Source organism: Peteryoungia aggregata LMG 23059, from assembly GCF_030814435.1.
Lineage (GTDB): Bacteria > Pseudomonadota > Alphaproteobacteria > Rhizobiales > Rhizobiaceae > Allorhizobium > Allorhizobium aggregatum.
Genome location: NZ_JAUSUW010000001.1, coordinates 1 through 18972 on the forward strand (window position 1 = coordinate 1; position 18972 = coordinate 18972).

Below are 18972 nucleotides of genomic sequence, written 5' to 3' on the forward strand. Positions count from 1 at the left end.
CCGGCCCGCGCTGGCGCTCGGCGGCCCGGCCCCCCCGGCCCCCGGCGGCGGGCCCGGCCGCCGCCCGCGCCCCCCCCCCTATGTCGACAGCCTTCTACCCCCACAACCCACGCGGCGGCAGCGGCATCACCGCGCCGTCATAGGCAATCGCTGGCTCGCGATCCCGCGCCAGAAGCAGCGGACCGTCGAGATCGACAAAGGCAGCCCCCTGCCCGATCAGAAAGGCCGGCGCCATGGCAAGCGAGGTGCCGACCATGCAGCCGATCATGATCTCGAAACCGGCTTCAACAGCCGCATCCCGCATAGCAAGCGCTTCCGTCAGCCCGCCGGTCTTGTCGAGCTTGATGTTGACCGCATCATACTTGCCCTTCAGGCCGCCAAGCGAGGCCGCGTCATGGCAGCTTTCGTCGGCACAGACGGGCAGGACACGATCGAGGCCGAGAAGAGCATCATCAGAACCCGCCGGAAACGGCTGCTCGACGAGCTTCACCCCGAGATCGAGAAAGACAGGCGCCAGCGCCTTGTACTGCTCGAGGCTCCAGCCCTCATTGGCATCGACGATGATGGCAGACGTCGGCGCACCCGCCCTGACAGCCCGGATGCGCTCGACATCCCCCTCACCGCCGAGCTTGACCTTCAGAAGTGGCCGCGAGGCTTCATTCTCCGCCGCCGCCTGCATGCTCTCAGGCGTGCCGAGCGACAGCGTGTAGGTCACGGACAACGGCTTTGGCTCTGGTAACCCAAGAAGTTGCCAGACCGGCTTGCCTGCCCGCTTGGCCTCCAGATCCCAGAAAGCGCAGTCCAGCGCATTGCGCGCAGCGCCCGGCTTCAGCCGGCTCTGCAGCCCTGCCCGGTCGAGCCCATCAGCCACCTCAGGCACCAGCGCCTTGAGCACCTCGACCACGCTCTCCACCGTCTCGCCATAACGTGCATAGGGCACGCATTCGCCCTGGCCCGCATGCACGCCATCCGTCAGCCGCACGGTGACCACCTTCGCCTCGGTCTTCGACCCGCGCGAAATCGTGAAGGTTCCCGCAATCGGGAAGCTTTCCGGCGTGACGGTCATATGGACGGGCATTCTCAAGACCTCCCTGCGGGCAATCCCCGCGAATCGCTGCTCTTGCACGAAGAAGCAATCCTTTCTATATCCGTCAACTAAAGGACCGGTACCGGCAGCAGGTGAAAAACCCTGCAGAGCCTGGCCAAGATCGCCTGAAGCGGCGGGCTGAACGGTCGCATGAAGCACAGAGACGAAGCCCGTGAACACGCTGGATTTTGACAAGAGACCGGAAGATACGCGCGTTGTCGTCGCCATGTCGGGCGGCGTGGATTCCTCCGTCGTCGCCGGCATCCTGAAGCGCGAGGGTTATGACGTCCTCGGCATCACGCTGCAGCTCTACGACCATGGCGCCGCCGTCCACCGCGCCGGCTCCTGCTGCGCCGGTCAGGACATCGACGATGCCCGCCGCGTCTGCGAAACGCTCGGCATCCCCCACTACGTGCTCGACTACGAACAGCGCTTCCGCGACACCGTGATCAACCCGTTCATGGAAAGCTATGTCGCCGGCGAAACGCCGATCCCCTGCGTTGCCTGCAACCAGACGGTCAAGTTCGCCGACCTTCTGGCGACCGCTCGGGAACTCGGCGCCGATGCGCTGGCGACCGGCCACTATATCCGCTCGAAGTCCGTGCCGCTGGCAAATGATCCCGGCCACCGCGCCCTCTTCCGTCCGATCGATAGCGAGCGCGACCAGAGCTATTTCCTCTTTGCCACGACGCAGGAGCAGATCGACTATCTGCGCTTCCCGCTCGGCGCCATGTCGAAGGCGGAAGTCCGCGTGCTTGCCGAAGACATGGGCCTCGTCGTTGCCCAGAAGGCCGACAGCCAGGACATCTGTTTCGTGCCCCAGGGCAAATATGCCGACGTGATCAACAAGCTGAAGCCGAATGCGGCTCTGGCTGGCGACATCGTGCATCTCGACGGCCGGGTACTCGGCAATCACGAAGGCATCCTGCATTACACGATTGGCCAGCGGAAGGGTCTCGGCGTCGCCACCGGCGAGCCGCTCTATGTCATCTATCTCGATGCCCGCTCGCGCCGCGTCATTGTCGGCCCGAAGGAAGCGCTGGAAACCCACCGCGTCTATCTGCGCGACATCAACTGGCTGGGCGACCGGACGCTGGCGGAAGACGCAAGTGACGGGATGCCATGCTTCGCCAAGGTGCGCTCCACCCGCCCGCCGACGCCGGCGGTGCTGCATGCCGACGAAAAGGGCGTCTATGTCGATCTCGAAATCGGCGAAGCCGGTGTGGCCCCCGGCCAGGCCTGCGTCCTCTATTCGGCACCGGGTGCGGACGCCCGCGTCTATGGCGGCGGCTTCATCGAGCGCTCGGAACGCTCCGGCACGGCCGAAAGCGCGCTGAAGGCGCTTCTCGCCAGCCCCGTGGCGGCTTGAGGCCAAGGCTTTCGGGCCGCTCTCAAGCTCCTCAGTCAAGCCGGTGGAAAGCCACGCTGTTTTTGGCCAAACCGCGCTTGACTTTGATCGGAGCCTCGCCTTATAAGCCGCCCATCGCTTCGGACGGCGACGGCCTCAGGGTCCAGATGTTCGATGTGTGGCGGGGTAGCTCAGGTGGTTAGAGCGTGGGATTCATAACCCCAAGGTCGGCGGTTCAAGTCCGCCCCCCGCTACCAAAAAACTCCAACTATATTTTGTAATTTCAAAGTATTTCGATCAGTGTCTAAGCCAAATCTGGCTGACATTGTTGTAACGGCATCTTATGCGCCCGTTGGATTGTGATGTGACGTAGCGCTGGCTGGATTGCTCAGCGATAAGTTGCTGCCGATTTCACGACCTCCACCCCACCAAACCCATGTTTGCTAAGAAACGCCTCCACCAAAGCTTGTGAGGTGTGGTTCTTTGGCCCGATGCAAACCTTACAAATCGGCTGCGGAACGATATCGGTCAATGTTAATGGCCGGTACGCGACAATCGCTGAACCCCGCGAACGAAATTGGGTACCCGGGTTTGATAAATCACTCCGAAGAATAAGGCGGCTCTCCCTTTCTTCAGAGAAGGCCGGATTTTTAATTAGATAGGGTACGTCGTGCAGCATTATCGAAATAGGGCTGGCGCTCGAAACATCACCGCCAATTGATTCAATTATAGCACGCTCGACAGCATCAATCGTGTCTAGATCAAACGCCAAGTGTTTCCAGTTTAGTGAGGCAAGCCGCTCGCGAATTAGCTCGATATGCTGATCAGAACTATAGAGCACCTTCTCAATTTTCGCCACGCCGTGTTCGCTCATGTAACCCATGCGAGAAAAGTAGTCTTCATTGAAGCCTATTGAAAATCCCGCAGCATCATCCGCGTAACCTCGCCACTGACTGAGCATATCGCCCTGATCTGACAAACAAAATCCGAATGTCTGAAATTTGCTCGAGATCGCGTCCACCTGTAAGGCGATGGTCGGCCATATTGAGTGCTCCTGCGGCGACTTAGAAGCTAGGCTCATGAGTAGCCTAGTCATCCAGCGCCCCTCTTCACTGTCGTTCGAAGCAGAAAGATCTGAAAGCCAGATAGAACGATTACTGATTATGCTCCAGAACGCATGGCTATTGCAGTAATGAAATAGGGGCATCTACCACTCCTAGTATTCCACGAACCTTTCTACAAACCCTCACCGCGCCGCCCAAACCAGCCCTCTCCGCACAATCTCCCGCATCTGCGGCACGTCGAACTCCGCCGCCTGGTGGCCGAGCGAGGAGTAGAACACCCTGCCCTGCCCGTGGCGGCGCTTCCACACCACCGGCATCTTATGCCCGTCAATCCAGGCATCATGCTCGCCGGTAAAGGTGGTCGTCGCCAGCACCTCGTTGTTGGGGTCGACATGCATGTAATACTGCTCGGAGCGATATGGGAAATCGCCGATGCCTGTCACGAGCGGGTCCTCGGGCTTCACGATATTGACCGTGTAATCATAGATATTGCCGGGATGGGCGACCCATTGGCCGCCGATCATGTATTGATACTGCACGCAGTCGCGAAAGCTGTCGCCCGCCTGGCCGTGGAAGCCGCCGAGGCCGACGCCGCCGCGCACGGCGAGCTCCAGGTTCTCGATCTCGGGCTTCTCGATCCTGGTCATCGTCGACATCGGCACTATCAGGCTGTAGTCGCGGATCGCGGGATCGGCAAAGGCCGCCGTGCCCGCTTCGACGCGGACGGAAAAGCCTTCCGCCTTGAGCATGTCGGAGACGATGGCCGCACATTGGTCGGGCTGGTGCCCGTCCCAGCCGCCCCAGCAAATCAGAACCTGACGCATGTAAATTTCCTCGCAAGCCCCCGGCCGCTCCCCTGCCGGGAGCGGCAGACTGCGGGCAAAGCGATCCAAGGTCAACGGCGCGGCAGGCGAAGACTGCGCCGCCCTCGACAGGCATCCCCACCCCCCGATTGGGGGATGCGAGATCCGGGGGCGGTTAAAAAAACCTTTCGTTAAATTTTAATGAATAGAATGGTGGGCCTGTAGCGAGGTTTTGTCATGCGTACCGCTCTTTACTCTGCCCTCGGCGTCATGCTGACGCTGTCGGCCTGCGCCAAGCCGCCATCCCAGACCCGCAATGCCTGCGCGATTTTCGAAGAGCGCGACGGGCTGTTCAACAACTGGCGCCGCGCCGCCGTCGCCGCCGAACGCGAATATGGCGTCCCCGTCCCCATCCTGATGGCGACCATCTATACGGAATCGAGTTTCCGCCATAACGCCAAGCCGCCGCGCAAATGGTATCTCGGCTTCATCCCCGGCAAGCGCGCCTCCTCGGCCTATGGCTATTCGCAGGCCCTCGACGGCACCTGGGAACGCTACCAGCGCGAAACCGGCCGCTGGGGTGCCCGCCGCACCGATTTCGCCGACGCCATCCGCTTCATTGGCTGGTATCACCGCGAGAGCGCGACGAAGGTCAATATTCCGCTCAACGACCCCTACAAGCTCTATCTCGCCTATCACTCCGGCCACACCGGCTATCTGCGCGGCGCCTACAACAAGCGTCCGGAGGCTCTGCGGGGCGCCAAGCGGTTTACCGATATTACATATACTTACGCCCGACAGTTGCAGCAGTGCCCGGGTTGAGGGTGGGGCTTTAGGTTCTTAGGCTGGCGGTTGACGTCGGCGGTTGCGATACCCCCCTCTGCCCTGCCGGGCATCTCCCCCACACGGGGGGAGAACGGCGCGCGGCACCCTCTCCACATCCCACAACCGTTCTGCTCGTGGTTTCCGTCCTGCTGGTCAGGCGGCCACGGCGGTGGTGGCCACTCTCCCCCCGTGTGGGGGAGATGTCACGAAGTGACAGAGGGGGGTACCCCGCGCACCAACGTCGACAGCCAAAGAAAAAACCTCCCCACCGTAACCGATGGGGAGGCTTCTTGCATTCAATGACCTAAGGATCAGTTGGCGCTCTGGATCGCCGAGATCTGCCACTGCGTGTTCGGACGGCGGGCGAAGGTCCAGATCTCGACCGATTCGACCGGCGTGTTCGCATCACCCTCGACGACGTCTCCGCTCTGGCGGTCGACGACATAGTCGATCGCCTCGTAGCGCATCGCGACAGTCGCGTATTCCATCTTGTCCTCGGCCCAGCTTTCGGCCACGTCGCCCTGGACGAGATGCACGTCGCGCACCTCGTTCTTGACGCCCTTGGTGGCGTTTTCACTCAGTTCCTCGGCCAGATAGGACATGGCTTCCGGCGTCGTGACGCGGCGCAGTGAACCATAGTCCTCGGCTGCATAGGCGCGCTGCATCTCCTGCAGCAGTTCCTCGAAGCGCTCGAGATCCTTCGGCGTGATGCCGAGTTCGTCGGGTTGACCGGACCGACGTGCCGAGGCCGCCGACGCCACACCGCCGCCAAGCTTCGGGATCTGGAAGCTCGGGCGAGCCTGATCACCGCTCTGGTTGTCACGCGCCATGCCGCCAAAGCCGCCGAAGCCCGGAGGATTGCCGGCGCCAGACGTTGCAGCCTGACGATTGGCGAACATGCGCATCGCAAAGCGGATCAGGAAGAAGATCAACAGGCCCTGCAGCAAAAGACCGAGGAAGCCGAAGCCGCCGCCAAAGCCTGTGCCCATCATCATGCCGAACAGACCGCCGAGCAGCAGGCCGCCCATCAGACCGCCGGCCAGACCACCGAAGAGGCCACCGGGACGGGCTGCCTGATTGGCAGCGGTCGACGGGTTGGCGCCGGGCTGGTTGGTATTGGTGCGCGGGGTCATGGTCCGCTCGATCGGCGCTGCCGGCGTCGGTGCCGTCCGCGTTGCCGCCGGTGCGTCGAAGGTGCGCGTGCCACGGCTGCCGAGGCCGCCTGAGGCGCGACGCGCCTCGGCGAAATCGACGGCCACCAGCGTGACCATCATGCCGAGCGCGAGTGTCGCGAATGTCTTTGCGTATTGCCGCATAGGTTTTTCCTGTCCTCCTCGAAACGAACTTTCCTGCCCCGTTGGGCTTGGGCCCCATATGGAGAGAGCTCTCTTACATTTGAAGAGAGAGCGAGCCGATTTCCATTGAATTTCAAGTGATCGAATTCAGGCCTTGAGCCAAAGCTTGATCATCAGCCCGACGACGCATTGAGCGAGAAACGGCTAAGAAGCGACAAAATCAGATAACTTTGGTCAAGCTGGGCACCATCAGAAAAACGCAAACGGCGCGGATTTGATCCCGCGCCGTCCATGACTGGCAACAATTTCAGGACAAACGTCAGTCGACGTTGAAGACCAGCGGCTTGGCCTGCTTGATCGCCGGGTTGGCGCCCAACTGGTCGAGAACGGCCTGCTCGACGGGACCGTCGACATAAAGAAGCGCGATGGCATCGCCGCCTTCCTTGTCGCGACCGAGCTGGAAGTTGGCGATATTGACCTTGGCATTGCCGAGCGTCGTGCCCATGAAGCCGATCATGCCGGGCACGTCGGTGTTGGAGATGTAGATCATGTTCTGACCGACATCGGCATCCATGTTGATGCCCTTGATCTGGATGAAGCGCGGCTTGCCGTCGGAGAAGACCGTGCCGGCAACCGAGCGGGTCTGCTTCTCGGTGGTGACGGTGAGCTTGATATAGCCGTCATAGACGCCGGTCTTGTCGCGCTTCACTTCCGAAACGATGACGCCCTTTTCCTTGATCATGATCGGGGCCGAGACCATGTTGACATCGGCGACCTGCGGGCGGATGAGACCGGCGAGCAGCGCCGAGGTCAGCGCCTTGGTGTTCATGGTCGAGGTCACGCCGTCATAGAGGATCTCGATTTCCTTGATCGGGTTCTCGGTCATCTGGCCGGCAAACGAACCAAGGACATCCGCAAGACGGATGAACGGCTTCAGGATCGGTGCTTCCTCAGCCGTGATCGACGGCATATTGATGGCGTTGGAGACGGCACCCTTCATGAGATAGTCCGACATCTGCTCGGCGACCTGCAGAGCGACGTTTTCCTGGGCTTCCGTGGTCGAGGCGCCGAGATGCGGTGTGCAGACAACGTTCGGCAGGCCGAAGAGCGGGCTTTCGGTCGCGGGCTCGACTTCGAAGACGTCGAAGCCGGCACCGGCGACATGGCCGGACTTGATGGCGTCCGCAAGCGCTGCCTCATCGACCAGACCGCCGCGGGCGCAGTTGATGATGCGCACGCCGGGCTTCGTCTTGGCGATGTTCTCGCGGCCGAGGATACCGCGCGTCTTGTCGGTCATCGGAACATGCAGGGTGATGAAGTCGGCCTTCTCCAGCAGTTCGTCGAGCTCGACCTTGGTCACGCCCATTTCCTGGGCGCGCTCGGTGGAGAGGAAGGGGTCGTATGCCAGCACATGCATGCCAAGGCCGATGGCCTTCTTGCAGACGATGCCGCCGATATTGCCGGCACCGATGACGCCGAGCGTCTTGCCGGTGATTTCGACACCCATGAACTTCGACTTTTCCCACTTGCCGGCCTGGGTCGAGGCATCGGCCTGCGGCAGCTGGCGGGCAACGGCAAACATCAGGGCGATGGCGTGTTCTGCCGTCGTGATCGAATTGCCAAACGGCGTGTTCATCACGATGATGCCGCGCTTGGAGGCAGCCGGGATATCGACATTGTCGACGCCAATACCGGCGCGGCCGATGACCTTGAGGTTGGTCGCAGCCGCGATCAGCTTTTCCGTCGCCTTGGTGGCGGAGCGGATGGCCAGACCATCATAGTTGCCGATGATTTCGGCGAGCTTTTCCTTGTCCTTGCCGAGCTTCGGCTGGAAATCAACTTCCACGCCGCGATCACGGAAGATCTGGACAGCGGTTTCCGAGAGTTCGTCGGATACGAGAACGCGAGGTGCCATGGTATGGGCTCCTTAAAGGGGTTCAGACTGAAACCTTTCCGCCGTCATGCTCGGGCTTGTCCCGAGCATCTGCGACCGATCGGTCTTGGTGATGGGATCAGATCCTCGGCACAAGGCCGAGGATGACGATGTCATGCGGTGAAAAAGATCAGACAGCAGCCTTGGCCAGAGACGCCTTTTGCGTCTCATAGGCGAAGGTGAGCCACGGCATCAGAGCCGCCATGTCGGCAGTCTCGATCGTCGCACCGGCCCAGATGCGAAGGCCGGCCGGCGCATCGCGGTAAGCGCCGATGTCGAAGGCGACACCCTGCTTTTCGAGGATGCTGGCAATGCCCTTGGCAAAGGCCGCCTGGGCATCGGCATCGAGTGCCGTAATCGCCGGGTCGACAATCTTGACGCAGACCGAGGTGTTCGAACGCGTCGCATCGTCGACCGCGAGATTGGCGATCCAGTCGTTCTTGTCGATGAAGTCGAAGATCACCTTGGCATTGGCATCGGCACGGGCGATCAAGGCTTCGAGGCCGCCGATCGACTTCGCCCATTTCAGCGCATCAATGTAATCCTCGACGCAGAGCATCGACGGCGTGTTGATGGTCTCGCCGACGAAGATGCCTTCGATCAGCTTGCCGCCGGATGTCATGCGGAAGATCTTCGGCAGCGGCCAGGCAGGCACATAGGTCGTCAGGCGCTCGACAGCGCGCGGGGACAGGATGATCACGCCGTGACCGCCCTCGCCGCCCAGAACCTTCTGCCAGGAGAAGGTCGTGACATCGAGCTTGGAGAAGTCCAGGTCCTGAGCAAAGGCAGCAGAGGTGGCGTCGCAGATCGTCAGACCCTTGCGATCATCAGGGATGAAATCGGCATTCGCAACGCGCACGCCAGACGTCGTGCCGTTCCAGGTGAAGACGACGTCGCGGTCGAAATCGACGGCGGCGAGATCAGGCAGCAGGCCGTAATCGGCATTGAACTTGCGGACATCGGCAAGCTTCAGCTGCTTCACCACATCGGTGACCCAGCCGGCGCCAAAACTTTCCCAGGAGAGCATGTCGACGCCGCGTTCGCCGAGCAGCGACCACATGGCCATTTCAACGGCGCCCGTGTCGGAGGCCGGAACGATGCCGATGCGGTAGTCAGCGGGAACGTTCAAGATTTCGCGGGTAAGGTCGATGGCCAGCATAAGCTTTTCCTTGCCGACCTTGGCGCGGTGCGAACGACCGAGCGGGGCATCGGAAAGCGCATCGAGCGACCAACCGGGACGCTTCGAGCAGGGGCCAGACGAAAAATGAGTATTTGCCGGACGCGCGGCGGGGGCGATCACATCAGCCATATAGATACCCTTCCAGGTAATTAGCCTCTCGTTGGGGAGAGGTGTCCCGCCGTCGGAACTACTCTTGTCGACGACCCCAGTCAAGCGGGGTTGCGTCGCGATGAGCAAAATTTTTGTTCCGTCCGCGCCAGAGATGGCGCAGCCCCGCTGCAACGACTGTCATCAATCCGTCATCCATCGGGCGCATCTGCCTCAAGACCCACCGCCTCCCCGCCTCCAGTCCCGCCACCACGGAGCCAGCAACGATGTTTCCCCTGAGCAGCGCGATTCCCGGCCTCGTCTGGGCCTACCGGATCACCCCCGGCATGCGAAGCGAACGACTGCCGGCGGAATGTTCCATCGAGCAGGCGCAGCCCGGGGATGGCTTCATCTGGCTCCATCTCAACCTAGCGGACGGACGCGTGCCAGCGTTTCTCGAACAGTTTCAGCCCCTGACACCCCCGGCGATCGCAGCGCTCACGACCCATGACACGCATGCAGCACTATCGGTGGACGAAGGCCTGCTGTTTGGCACGTTGATCGATTTTCAGCGCGAGTTCGATTCGACCACAAGGGACATCGGCTGGCTGCATGTCGCCCTGTCCGGCAACTTCATCATCACGACCCGGCTGCAACCGATCCGCTCGGTCGACAAGGTCCGCGCTGCGGTGGAAAAGAACGCCGCCCGCTACACTTCACCGCTTCAGATCTTCGAACTTCTCGTGGCCGAGTTTCAACGCGGCCTGATTGCCGTGGTTCTGGAACTGACGGAAGAGCTGAACCAGATCGAAGACCATGTCTACGGCACGGAAATGCGCGACGAGCGGCGGCGACTGACACCGGTACGGCGGTTGATCGTCAGGCTGCACAGGCACTTGCGCACCATGCTGCTGGTCATGCGCCGGGCTGCAGCCGCCGACGACGAGGACCTGCCGGAGGAGATGGAGGACAGCCTGGCGCGTCTCGCAGCAAGGCTAGAAGCCGTCGATCAGGATGTCTATGCGCTGGCCGACCGGGCGAGACTCCTGCATGAGGAACTGGATTCCAAGCAGAGCGCCGAGACGAACCGGCATCTCTACATTCTCTCTCTGATGACGGCGCTGCTCCTGCCGCCGTCGCTAGTGACAGGCTTCTTCGGCATGAACACCACCGCCCTCCCCTTTGCGGAAGGTTTGCACGGCACGGCCTATGCCTTCGGCTTCATCCTGATGTCGGTAATGCTGTCCTGGTGGATCCTGCGCAGAACCGGAATTCTGTGATCCCAAATGCGCGAAAGGGCCCGAACGGGGCCCTTTCTGATCTGTGACGTTGGACGTCCGTGTCCGGCTTACTTGTAGACCGGCAGTTCCGGCGGCGGCTCGTAGGCGACGGGGGTTTCGCAGCCGCCGAAGACGTAACGCGCGCCAGCATGCAGGCTGTGGCTATGGAAGCCCTTGTCGTAGCCGGGGCCGCCGTTCGAGGCATAACCGAACATGTCGCCGCCCATGGTGTGGCGGAAGCGATAGCCGACATCGGCCTTTACGTTGCAGGTGACGTCGATCGAGGCACCGGCCATCAGCTGATAGGCGAAGCGCCAGCTGCCCTTGCCGCCGTGTTCAACGGTCGGGTCGCAACCAGAACCGTCGTCAGCGCACGACGTGTTGCGCAGCTTGTCCCACTTGACGTAGGAGCCGCCGATACCGCCACCGATGTACGGGGTGAAGTAGGCGTATGTGCCGAGGTCGACATAGGCGTTCGCCATAAGGGTGTAGGCCTTCATCGCCGAAATGTCTGCTGAAGTACACGCCACGGCGCAGGCGCCAGCACCGGCACCGCCGCCGGTCGTCGAGCCACGGAAGTCGGACTTGAAGAGGTAGTCGAACGTCAGGTCGGTGCGCAGATAGCTGTTGACCTGATAACCGACACCGCCGCCGACCCAGAAGCTGTCCTTGATCGAGGACGTAGTGAAACTGGCTTCGTCGGCGTTGGAACCCTGAAAGAATTTGGCACCGCGCAGCTTGTTGAAGCTGTAGCCGAGGTCCCCGCGCAGATACCAGCCGGAGGCTTCGGCAACTGCAACTTCAGGGGCATCCACATAAACAGGCTGCGGCTCAGGCTGATACACATCGGCGGCATAAGCGGCCGAGCTCGCAAGCAGGGCAGCCGTTGCCGCGGCAAGAATGGTTTTCGTCATGACAGGATACTCCAAGTCCCAGCGTTGTCGCGTCAGGCTGTCTCACGCCCGACATCCTGAATTGGGACAGATAATGGAGTGCAAAGGTTAAGTTGGGATTAACTACAGTTCTTAACTCTAACCTTTACCCCTTTGCTAACCTTGATACTTGGAACAATCCGGGTTCCGAAATGAAAAGACGCAGTCCCTTGCGGAACGGATCTTTTGTAAACAGGACAAAAGGGTGGAGTTGCCAGGTGAAAGAGCCCTCCGGCCACGCGCTTGCACTCCGCTTCGATGGGTCAAAAAGGTCGCGGCAACAGGCTGTACCGCCCATATCGACCTGGAAACGACGGAAGACGGCCGTCAGCACATCAGGCCGGCTGGGCGACACGCTTCCGCAGTCCGGCAAAGAGTTCGACCGAGCGGATGCGGGCACCGAGATCATGCACCGGCGTGGACACGATCAGCTCGTCCGGCCCCACCTCGGCGATGAAGTCGTCGAGCCGGCGCGCCGCCGTCTCGGGCGAGCCCACGATCGCATAGCGCAATGTGTGCTCCACCCCGATCCTTTCGATCTCGGTCCAGTAGTCATCCATACTGGCGACCGGTCGCGGGAACGGGCGACGGATGTTGCGGCGGAGGTTGACGAACTGCTGCTGGGCAGAGGTGAAGAGATGGGCAGCGATCTCGTCCGTCTCGGCCACGGCCGCCATCACCCCGACCATCACATGCGGCTTCTGGAGCCCTGCGGACGGCTGGAAACGTTCCCGATAGATCGCGACGGCATCGAGCAACTGGTCCGGCGCAAAATGCGAGGCAAACGCATAGGGCAGCCCCAGCGCGGCAGCCAGATGAGCGCTGTAGAGACTGGAACCGAGCAGCCAGATCGGCACATGGCTGCGCATGCCCGGGACCGAGAGCAGACCCTGCTCCTCATCGGGTTCGCCGAGAAGCCGCTGCAGTTCGAGGATGTCATGCGGAAAGCTCTCGGCCCCCGCCTCCATGTTGCGCCTCAGCGCCCTGGCAGTGCGCATGTCGGTGCCCGGTGCCCGTCCAAGACCAAGATCGACACGCCCCGGAAACAGCGCCTCCAGCGTGCCGAACTGTTCGGCGATAACAAGCGGCGCATGGTTCGGCAGCATGATGCCACCGGATCCGACGCGGATCGTCTGTGTGCCCGCTGCCACATGCGCGATGACGAGCGCCGTGGCCGCACTGGCAATGCCTGGCATGCCATGATGTTCGGCAAGCCAGAAGCGACGATAACCGTTGGCTTCGGCCACCTGTGCCAGCCTGCGCGACGCGTCCAGCGCCTCGCGCACGGAGTGCCCTTCGGCAACGGGAGAGAGATCGAGGATGGAAAACGGAATCATTGGCATGGATCCTGAACGGGGCATCTCTCTCATTTAGGCAACGACCTGAAGCGACCCAAGGGGTGATCGTGATATTTTATAACGACACTCGCTTGTTTTTGTTTTGTTCACATTTCACTGGCACAGATCCCATCGCTTGCATTAGGGTTAGCCATGACTTCCACGATTCGCATCATCGGCATAGATCCGGGCCTCCGTCGCTGTGGCTGGGGCGTTATCGAGACATTAGGCAACTCGCTGCGTTTCGTAGCCTCCGGCACGGTCACCTCTGACGGCGACATGGATCTTGCCTCCCGTCTCTGCCAGTTGCATGACGGTCTGGCCGAGGTGGTTCATACCTACAAGCCGGATGAGGCCGCCGTCGAACAGACCTTCGTCAACAAGGATGCGGTGGCAACACTGAAGCTCGGCCAGGCCCGCGGCATTGCCATGCTGGTCCCGGCCCGCGCCGGTCTGCGCGTCGCCGAATATGCCCCGAATGCCGTGAAGAAAGCCGTCATCGGCGTCGGCCACGGCGAAAAGGCGCAGATCCACATGATGCTGAAGATCCTGATGCCCAAGGCCGAATTCAAGGGCAATGACGCAGCCGATGCGCTCGCCATCGCCATCTGCCACGCCCACAATCGCGGCGGGGAACGCATGCGGCAGGTGCTCGCATCCGCCTGATTTGTTCTTGACTTGTTCCACTTCGTCGCTTAAGTAATACCGCAGAGGTATTACTATGCGTGTCACCGAAAAAGGTCAGGTCACCATCCCCAAGGACATCCGCGATCGGCTCGATATCAAGCCCGGGTCGGAAGTAGAATTCGTTGTCGCCGAGGAAGGTGTCATGCTGGTCAAGAATGGCGACGCAGCGGATGCGTTCAAGGATTTCGATGCCTGGGCTCGGAGCGTTCAAGGGACCTTCGACACCGCTGGAATGACAGCAGACGAGTATGTCGATTGGCTTCGAGGACCACGTGATGACCTCGACCGTCATTGACACAAATACGCTGATCGACGTGCTCGGGCCAGCCGGCGCAACGCGCGCCTGGTCGCTTGATGCAATGAAGCGCTGCTTCCATGAAGGCCCGCTCGTGATCAATCCGGTGATTTGGTCTGAACTTGCAGCCTCGCCCTTGAGCGAGCAACAGCTGAGCCTGGCGCTCGATTGGCTCGACCTGAAGAAGGAACCACTATCCTACGAAGTGGCGTTTCGCGCGGGCAAGGCGCACCTGCTCTACAGAAGAAACGGTGGCCAGCGCGAACGCACCCTGCCGGACTTCTTTATCGGCGCGCACGCAGCCGTTCGGTCGCATCGCCTGCTGACGCGGGATGCTGCGCGCTATCGCAGCTATTTCCCTGATCTCGACATCATCTCCCCCGAAACCCACCCCCTGTGACGCGACGGACTCATCCCATGATCGGCAAACTCAAAGGCACCATCGATGAGATCGGCGACGACTATGTCCTCGTCGACGTCCACGGCGTCTGCTACGTCGCCCACTGCTCATCGCGCACGCTCGGCCGGATAGGCTCGGCCGGCGAGGCAGTCGTGCTGTTCATCGAGACCTATGTGCGCGAGGACCAACTGAAGCTCTTCGGCTTCATGAGCGCGCTGGAACGCGAATGGTTCAACCTGCTGCAAAGCGTCCAGGGTGTCGGCGCAAAGGTGGCGCTGGCCGTCCTCTCCACCCTCACCCCGTCGGAACTCGCCAACGCCATTGCGCTGCAGGACAAGGCCGCGATTTCCCGCGCCCCCGGCGTCGGGCCGAAAGTCGCGCTGCGCCTCGTCACCGAACTGAAGAACAAGGCCCCCGCCTTTGCCGGCGAAGCCTCGGCCAATATCGGCCTCAAGCAGGAACTCGGCGAAGGCGTCGCTTCCGCCCCGGTTGCCGATGCTGTCTCAGCGCTCACCAATCTCGGCTATTCCCGCGATCAGGCGGCCAACGCCGTGGCGGCAGCCTTGAAGAACGGCGGCGAAGGGGCAGACAGTGCGAAACTGATCCGGCTGGGGTTGAAGGAGCTTTCGCGGTAGGAATTGGTGCGACACCGGAATACTGCTATCCTTAAAGTAGGAATTAGTCGAGGAGGTAAGAAATGGGTGCGATGACCGTCATGACCTCCAAGGGTCAGATCACGATCCCGAGCGAAGTTAGAGACTCATTGAATTTGGCGCCAGGCACACGGTTCTATGTGGCCGCCCGCAACGGCTACGTCGTCGCGATCCCCAAGAACAAGAACCTGATGGATCTTGCTGGCATGTTCAAAATGCCTCCGGGTGCGAGCTTGAGCCTCGAAGACATGGAGACTGCCGTTGCGGAGGCTGTGTCCGAGGATGACCAGCGCATCCGCCGCGAAACCGCAGAGCGATTGAAGTGATAGGGGTCGATACCAACGTTCTTGTTCGATTTCTTGTCGAGGACGATCTACTGCAACACGCCCTTGCGCGCGACTTCTTCTCAAAACGAAGCGCCGAAGACCCTGCTTATGTCAGCGCGATTGTCATCGCAGAGACTGTGTGGGTGTTGCGCCGGAACTTGAAGCTGCCCTCGTCAACCGTTAGCAACCTCATTCAAAATTTGCTGGCAGCAGATCGCCTCGTCGTGGAGTTTACCGAAGAACTAGACGCCCTGCTCTCTGGAGACCTGCCCGGAACGGATATCGCGGATTACCTGATTGCCTGGTCCGCGACGCGGGGAGGCTGCGAGAAAACTGTAACCTTCGACAAGACTGCGGCTGTAGCAATCCACGGCATGGAACTTCTCGCATGATGACCAACAACCCGATCCTGACGCCTGAAAAGCGCGGCGAAGACCTCGATGCAGCGCTGCGCCCGCAGACGCTCGACGACTTTACCGGCCAGGCGGAAGCCCGGGCCAATCTGAAGATCTTCATCGAGGCTGCCAAGAACCGCGGCGAGGCGCTGGATCACGTCCTCTTCGTCGGTCCTCCCGGCCTCGGAAAGACCACGCTTGCCCAGATCATGGCCAAGGAACTCGGGGTGAACTTCCGCTCGACATCAGGCCCTGTGATCGCCAAGGCCGGCGATCTCGCGGCTCTTCTGACCAATCTCGAAGAGCGAGACGTGCTCTTCATCGACGAAATCCATCGCCTGAGCCCCGCGGTCGAGGAAATCCTTTATCCGGCGATGGAAGACTTCCAGCTCGACCTGATCATCGGCGAAGGGCCTGCCGCCCGCTCGGTGAAGATCGACCTGTCGAAGTTCACACTCGTTGCCGCCACCACTCGCCTCGGCCTTCTGACGACCCCGCTGCGCGACCGTTTCGGCATTCCGGTGCGGCTGAATTTCTACACCGTCGAAGAACTGGAATCGATCGTCCGCCGAGGCGCTCGCCTGCTCAACCTGCCGATGACCGAAGACGGCGCCCGCGAAGTCGCCCGCCGCGCCCGTGGCACGCCGCGCATCGCCGGCCGCCTGCTCCGCCGTGTCCGCGATTTTGCCGAAGTCGCGCGTGCCGAAGCCGTCACCCGCCAGATCGCCGATGAGGCACTCACACGACTGAACGTCGACAACATGGGCCTCGACCAGCTCGACATGCGCTATCTCTCGATGATCGCGGTAAATTTCGGCGGCGGCCCGGTCGGCATCGAAACCATCGCCGCCGGTCTCTCTGAGCCACGCGATGCAATCGAGGACATCATCGAGCCCTACATGATCCAGCAGGGTTTCATCCAGCGCACCCCGCGCGGCCGTGTCTTGACGGCCACCGCCTGGAAGCATCTCGGCATGACGCCACCGAAGGATCTCGAAGCGGCACAATTCCGGCTGACGCTTGAGGATGATTGACCCCGTGTCCAAACGCACCCTGATCACCATCAAGGACGGCAAGCGGCGCTTCAACCATCGCATCGCCGGCCTCGCCTTCCGCGACGGCCATGTGCTGGTCCACCGCGCCACCCACGAAACCTTCTGGACCTTCCCCGGTGGCCGCGCCGAGATCGGCGAGACATCGACGGAAACGCTGGTCCGCGAGATGCAGGAGGAGCTGGGCGTCGAGGCTAAGGTCGGTGAGCTGCTCTGGATCGTCGAGAACTTCTTCGACTACGAGGACAAGGCCTGGCACGAGCTCGGATTCTATTACCGGATGGAGATCGCGGACCACTTCCCCTTCCATCCCACCGACATCGTCCACCGCAACGAAGACGGCAAGAACAGCCTGGAGTTCAAATGGGTCGCCGCAACGAAGCAGGCGCTGAAAGAGCTCGATATTCCACCCTATTTCATCGCCGACGAGATCGAGACCTTGCCGACGACACCGAAACACATCGTCTGGCATGACGGCGATCTCGACGAGAAGCAGGGCTGAGACTGGCTTACCCCTGCGGATTCTGCTAGGTGCCGCCAGAAATCAGCGAGGACAGGGCGTGGACGAGACAAGATCCATTTCACTTTGCGGCGAGATCCGGGACGACGTGCATCACCTCATCCAGCGCGTCTATTATGAGGACACCGATTTCTCCGGCGCCGTCTATCATGCCCGTTACCTGCACTTCATGGAGCGCGCCCGCACCGACTATCTGCGCTGCCTTGGCGTCGAGCAGTCGGGGCTTTTCGAGACCTCGGACGAAGGGCTCGCCTTCATGGTCCATCGCATGGAGATCGACTTCAAGGCCCCGGCCCGCATGGATGACATCGTCACGATCCTGACCCGCACCGAGAAGGCGGGCGGCGCCAAGATGATCCTGCAGCAGGAGATACGCCGCGGCGAGCAACTCTTGATTTCGGCCAAGGTCGTGATCGCCGTCGTCAATCGCAACGGAAGGCCGCGCCGCCTGCCGGAAGATCTCGCCAGACAGTTCCTCGGCTGAATTCACAAAGCCCTGATTGAAGCGTCCGGTAACACCTTTTTAACCTTAATCGGGTCTTACTCCGAGCTTGGAAGTTTGTGCAGCGCACGCCTTCCTTTGACCAAATTTTCATCCCAGAAGCACTCTGGGAGCTAAGGCGGGAAAAGGGTTTCGGCGGCTGCGACCGCACAAGTTTTCCACCAGTAAAGCTCATATCGCCGCCCGGTCCAACCCACCGGGCGTTTGGATTTCGGGGAATTGAAGGCGATGGAACAAGTTGGAATGGCGGCAGCGACCCATGACGTGAGCCTTTGGGGCCTCTTCATGCAGGCGGGCCTGATCGTCAAGCTCGTCATGATCGGCCTGATGGCTGCCTCCGTCTGGACCTGGGCCATCGTCATCGACAAGTATCTGAGCTACGCCCGCGCCCGTCGCCAGTTCGACCAGTTCGAACAGGTGTTCTGGTCCGGCCAGTCGCTCGAAGAGCTCTATCGCACCCTTGCCGAGCGCAACAACACCGGCCTTGCCGCCATCTTCGTCGCCGCCATGCGCGAGTGGAAGAAGAGCTTCGAGCGCGGCGCCCGCTCGCCGATCGGCCTTCAAATGCGTATCGACCGTGCCATGGATGTGACGATGGCACGCGAGTCCGAAACGCTAGAATCGCGCCTGTCGTCGCTCGCCACGATCGGCTCCGCCGGTCCCTTTATCGGTCTCTTCGGTACCGTTATCGGCATCATGACCTCGTTCCAGGCTATCGCCGGCTCGAACAATGCCAGCCTCGCGGTCGTCGCACCGGGTATCGCCGAAGCGCTGCTCGCAACCGCAATCGGCCTGATCGCCGCTATTCCCGCGGTCATCGCTTACAACAAGTTCTCCGGCGAAGCGGGCAAGCTCTCGTCGCGCATGGAAGGCTTCGCAGACGAGTTCTCGGCCATCCTGTCGCGTCAGATCGACGAGAAGCTGCAGCCGCGCCAGGCGGCACAGTAAGGCCCGGAAGGCAGGAGACGCAT

The 18972-nt window shown here is 61.3% G+C and carries 21 protein-coding genes and 1 tRNA gene; 14 read left to right on the forward strand and 8 right to left on the reverse strand.

Going from position 1 to position 18972, the window contains the following annotated elements; translation table 11 throughout:
• Window positions 1-94: 94 nt before the first annotated feature.
• Window positions 95-1078 (reverse strand): N-acetyl-D-Glu racemase DgcA, encoded by a 984-nt coding sequence (gene dgcA, locus J2045_RS00005; protein ID WP_307367646.1) that lies wholly within the window; start codon window positions 1076-1078, stop codon window positions 95-97.
• A 181-nt stretch (window positions 1079-1259) separates the two neighbouring features.
• Here dgcA and mnmA point away from each other — a divergent pair, with 181 nt between their 5' ends.
• Complete coding sequence (mnmA, locus tag J2045_RS00010; RefSeq protein WP_307367648.1) at window positions 1260-2456, forward strand: tRNA 2-thiouridine(34) synthase MnmA; 1197 nt, start codon at window positions 1260-1262, stop codon at window positions 2454-2456.
• A gap of 159 nt (window positions 2457-2615) precedes the next feature.
• Window positions 2616-2692, forward strand: a tRNA-Met gene (locus J2045_RS00015).
• Between the two features lie 131 nt (window positions 2693-2823).
• Here J2045_RS00015 and J2045_RS00020 read toward each other — a convergent pair.
• Together J2045_RS00020 and J2045_RS00025 are read right to left on the reverse strand one after the other, a co-directional pair.
• Window positions 2824-3642: a DUF2971 domain-containing protein gene (locus tag J2045_RS00020; protein WP_307367652.1), complete on the reverse strand. Its 819-nt coding sequence runs from the start codon at window positions 3640-3642 to the stop codon at window positions 2824-2826.
• A 39-nt stretch (window positions 3643-3681) separates the two neighbouring features.
• A complete protein-coding gene (locus J2045_RS00025; RefSeq protein WP_307367655.1) occupies window positions 3682-4323 on the reverse strand; it encodes a ThuA domain-containing protein in 642 nt (213 codons plus the stop codon).
• A gap of 216 nt (window positions 4324-4539) precedes the next feature.
• Here J2045_RS00025 and J2045_RS00030 point away from each other — a divergent pair, with 216 nt between their 5' ends.
• Window positions 4540-5124, forward strand: coding sequence for a transglycosylase SLT domain-containing protein (locus J2045_RS00030; protein WP_370872943.1), 585 nt, complete (start codon window positions 4540-4542; stop codon window positions 5122-5124).
• A gap of 314 nt (window positions 5125-5438) precedes the next feature.
• On the opposite strand, the gene J2045_RS00035 is transcribed toward J2045_RS00030, so the two are convergent.
• The 3 genes from J2045_RS00035 to J2045_RS00045 form a co-directional block, all read right to left on the reverse strand.
• Window positions 5439-6443, reverse strand: coding sequence for a Tim44 domain-containing protein (locus tag J2045_RS00035; RefSeq protein WP_307367658.1), 1005 nt, complete (start codon window positions 6441-6443; stop codon window positions 5439-5441).
• Window positions 6444-6741: 298 nt separating this feature from the next.
• Window positions 6742-8337, reverse strand: coding sequence for a phosphoglycerate dehydrogenase (gene serA, locus J2045_RS00040; protein WP_307367661.1), 1596 nt, complete (start codon window positions 8335-8337; stop codon window positions 6742-6744).
• A 148-nt stretch (window positions 8338-8485) separates the two neighbouring features.
• Window positions 8486-9664 carry a phosphoserine transaminase gene (locus J2045_RS00045; RefSeq protein WP_307367664.1) on the reverse strand — a complete coding sequence of 393 codons (1179 nt, stop codon included), beginning with the start codon at window positions 9662-9664 and terminating at the stop codon, window positions 8486-8488.
• 245 nt (window positions 9665-9909) lie between these two features.
• On the opposite strand from J2045_RS00045, the gene J2045_RS00050 reads away from it, so the two are divergent.
• The gene (locus tag J2045_RS00050) at window positions 9910-10902 is read left to right on the forward strand and encodes a transporter (RefSeq protein ID WP_307367667.1); all 993 of its coding nucleotides are present in this window, start codon (window positions 9910-9912) and stop codon (window positions 10900-10902) included.
• A 68-nt stretch (window positions 10903-10970) separates the two neighbouring features.
• Here the strand turns inward: J2045_RS00050 and J2045_RS00055 are convergent, their stop codons facing one another.
• Together J2045_RS00055 and J2045_RS00060 are read right to left on the reverse strand one after the other, a co-directional pair.
• Window positions 10971-11816: an outer membrane protein gene (locus J2045_RS00055; protein WP_307367671.1), complete on the reverse strand. Its 846-nt coding sequence runs from the start codon at window positions 11814-11816 to the stop codon at window positions 10971-10973.
• A 353-nt stretch (window positions 11817-12169) separates the two neighbouring features.
• Window positions 12170-13171, reverse strand: a complete 1002-nt coding sequence (locus J2045_RS00060; RefSeq protein ID WP_307367674.1) for an LLM class flavin-dependent oxidoreductase — start codon at window positions 13169-13171, stop codon at window positions 12170-12172.
• A gap of 153 nt (window positions 13172-13324) precedes the next feature.
• Here J2045_RS00060 and ruvC point away from each other — a divergent pair, with 153 nt between their 5' ends.
• The 10 genes from ruvC to tolQ all read left to right on the forward strand — a co-directional run bounded on the left by ruvC (window position 13325) and on the right by tolQ (window position 18949).
• Window positions 13325-13837, forward strand: coding sequence for a crossover junction endodeoxyribonuclease RuvC (ruvC, locus tag J2045_RS00065; RefSeq protein ID WP_307367675.1), 513 nt, complete (start codon window positions 13325-13327; stop codon window positions 13835-13837).
• Window positions 13838-13892: 55 nt separating this feature from the next.
• Window positions 13893-14153, forward strand: coding sequence for an AbrB/MazE/SpoVT family DNA-binding domain-containing protein (locus tag J2045_RS00070; protein WP_166600906.1), 261 nt, complete (start codon window positions 13893-13895; stop codon window positions 14151-14153).
• Complete coding sequence (locus J2045_RS00075; protein ID WP_307367680.1) at window positions 14134-14553, forward strand: type II toxin-antitoxin system VapC family toxin; 420 nt, start codon at window positions 14134-14136, stop codon at window positions 14551-14553. The genes J2045_RS00070 and J2045_RS00075 overlap by 20 nt, the downstream gene beginning before the upstream one ends.
• Window positions 14554-14570: 17 nt before the next feature.
• Complete coding sequence (gene ruvA, locus J2045_RS00080; RefSeq protein ID WP_307367683.1) at window positions 14571-15188, forward strand: Holliday junction branch migration protein RuvA; 618 nt, start codon at window positions 14571-14573, stop codon at window positions 15186-15188.
• Between the two features lie 62 nt (window positions 15189-15250).
• Window positions 15251-15532, forward strand: a complete 282-nt coding sequence (locus J2045_RS00085; protein ID WP_307367686.1) for an AbrB/MazE/SpoVT family DNA-binding domain-containing protein — start codon at window positions 15251-15253, stop codon at window positions 15530-15532.
• Complete coding sequence (locus tag J2045_RS00090) at window positions 15529-15924, forward strand: type II toxin-antitoxin system VapC family toxin (protein ID WP_307367689.1); 396 nt, start codon at window positions 15529-15531, stop codon at window positions 15922-15924. The genes J2045_RS00085 and J2045_RS00090 overlap by 4 nt, the downstream gene beginning before the upstream one ends.
• On the forward strand, window positions 15921-16961 hold the full coding sequence (gene ruvB, locus J2045_RS00095; protein WP_307367692.1) for a Holliday junction branch migration DNA helicase RuvB: 1041 nt from the start codon (window positions 15921-15923) through the stop codon (window positions 16959-16961). The genes J2045_RS00090 and ruvB overlap by 4 nt, the downstream gene beginning before the upstream one ends.
• Before the next feature lie 4 nt (window positions 16962-16965).
• Window positions 16966-17481, forward strand: coding sequence for an NUDIX hydrolase (locus J2045_RS00100; protein WP_307367695.1), 516 nt, complete (start codon window positions 16966-16968; stop codon window positions 17479-17481).
• Between the two features lie 58 nt (window positions 17482-17539).
• Window positions 17540-17983, forward strand: coding sequence for a tol-pal system-associated acyl-CoA thioesterase (ybgC, locus tag J2045_RS00105; protein ID WP_307367698.1), 444 nt, complete (start codon window positions 17540-17542; stop codon window positions 17981-17983).
• A gap of 246 nt (window positions 17984-18229) precedes the next feature.
• Window positions 18230-18949, forward strand: a complete 720-nt coding sequence (gene tolQ, locus J2045_RS00110) for a protein TolQ (protein ID WP_307367701.1) — start codon at window positions 18230-18232, stop codon at window positions 18947-18949.
• The last annotated feature ends 23 nt before the right edge of the window (window positions 18950-18972 follow it).

What these genes read in the sequence shown, in the direction of transcription:
- dgcA (WP_307367646.1), bottom strand. Translation starts at nt 1,078, where the DNA reads ATGCCCGTCCATATGACCGTCACGCCGGAAAGCTTCCCGATTGCGGGA.
- J2045_RS00020 (WP_307367652.1), bottom strand. Translation starts at nt 3,642, where the DNA reads ATGCCCCTATTTCATTACTGCAATAGCCATGCGTTCTGGAGCATAATC.
- J2045_RS00025 (WP_307367655.1), bottom strand. Translation starts at nt 4,323, where the DNA reads ATGCGTCAGGTTCTGATTTGCTGGGGCGGCTGGGACGGGCACCAGCCC.
- J2045_RS00030 (WP_370872943.1), top strand. Translation starts at nt 4,540, where the DNA reads ATGCGTACCGCTCTTTACTCTGCCCTCGGCGTCATGCTGACGCTGTCG.
- J2045_RS00035 (WP_307367658.1), bottom strand. Translation starts at nt 6,443, where the DNA reads ATGCGGCAATACGCAAAGACATTCGCGACACTCGCGCTCGGCATGATG.
- serA (WP_307367661.1), bottom strand. Translation starts at nt 8,337, where the DNA reads ATGGCACCTCGCGTTCTCGTATCCGACGAACTCTCGGAAACCGCTGTC.
- J2045_RS00045 (WP_307367664.1), bottom strand. Translation starts at nt 9,664, where the DNA reads ATGGCTGATGTGATCGCCCCCGCCGCGCGTCCGGCAAATACTCATTTT.
- J2045_RS00050 (WP_307367667.1), top strand. Translation starts at nt 9,910, where the DNA reads ATGTTTCCCCTGAGCAGCGCGATTCCCGGCCTCGTCTGGGCCTACCGG.
- J2045_RS00055 (WP_307367671.1), bottom strand. Translation starts at nt 11,816, where the DNA reads ATGACGAAAACCATTCTTGCCGCGGCAACGGCTGCCCTGCTTGCGAGC.
- J2045_RS00060 (WP_307367674.1), bottom strand. Translation starts at nt 13,171, where the DNA reads ATGATTCCGTTTTCCATCCTCGATCTCTCTCCCGTTGCCGAAGGGCAC.
- ruvC (WP_307367675.1), top strand. Translation starts at nt 13,325, where the DNA reads ATGACTTCCACGATTCGCATCATCGGCATAGATCCGGGCCTCCGTCGC.
- J2045_RS00070 (WP_166600906.1), top strand. Translation starts at nt 13,893, where the DNA reads ATGCGTGTCACCGAAAAAGGTCAGGTCACCATCCCCAAGGACATCCGC.
- J2045_RS00075 (WP_307367680.1), top strand. Translation starts at nt 14,134, where the DNA reads ATGACCTCGACCGTCATTGACACAAATACGCTGATCGACGTGCTCGGG.
- ruvA (WP_307367683.1), top strand. Translation starts at nt 14,571, where the DNA reads ATGATCGGCAAACTCAAAGGCACCATCGATGAGATCGGCGACGACTAT.
- J2045_RS00085 (WP_307367686.1), top strand. Translation starts at nt 15,251, where the DNA reads ATGGGTGCGATGACCGTCATGACCTCCAAGGGTCAGATCACGATCCCG.
- ruvB (WP_307367692.1), top strand. Translation starts at nt 15,921, where the DNA reads ATGATGACCAACAACCCGATCCTGACGCCTGAAAAGCGCGGCGAAGAC.
- tolQ (WP_307367701.1), top strand. Translation starts at nt 18,230, where the DNA reads ATGGAACAAGTTGGAATGGCGGCAGCGACCCATGACGTGAGCCTTTGG.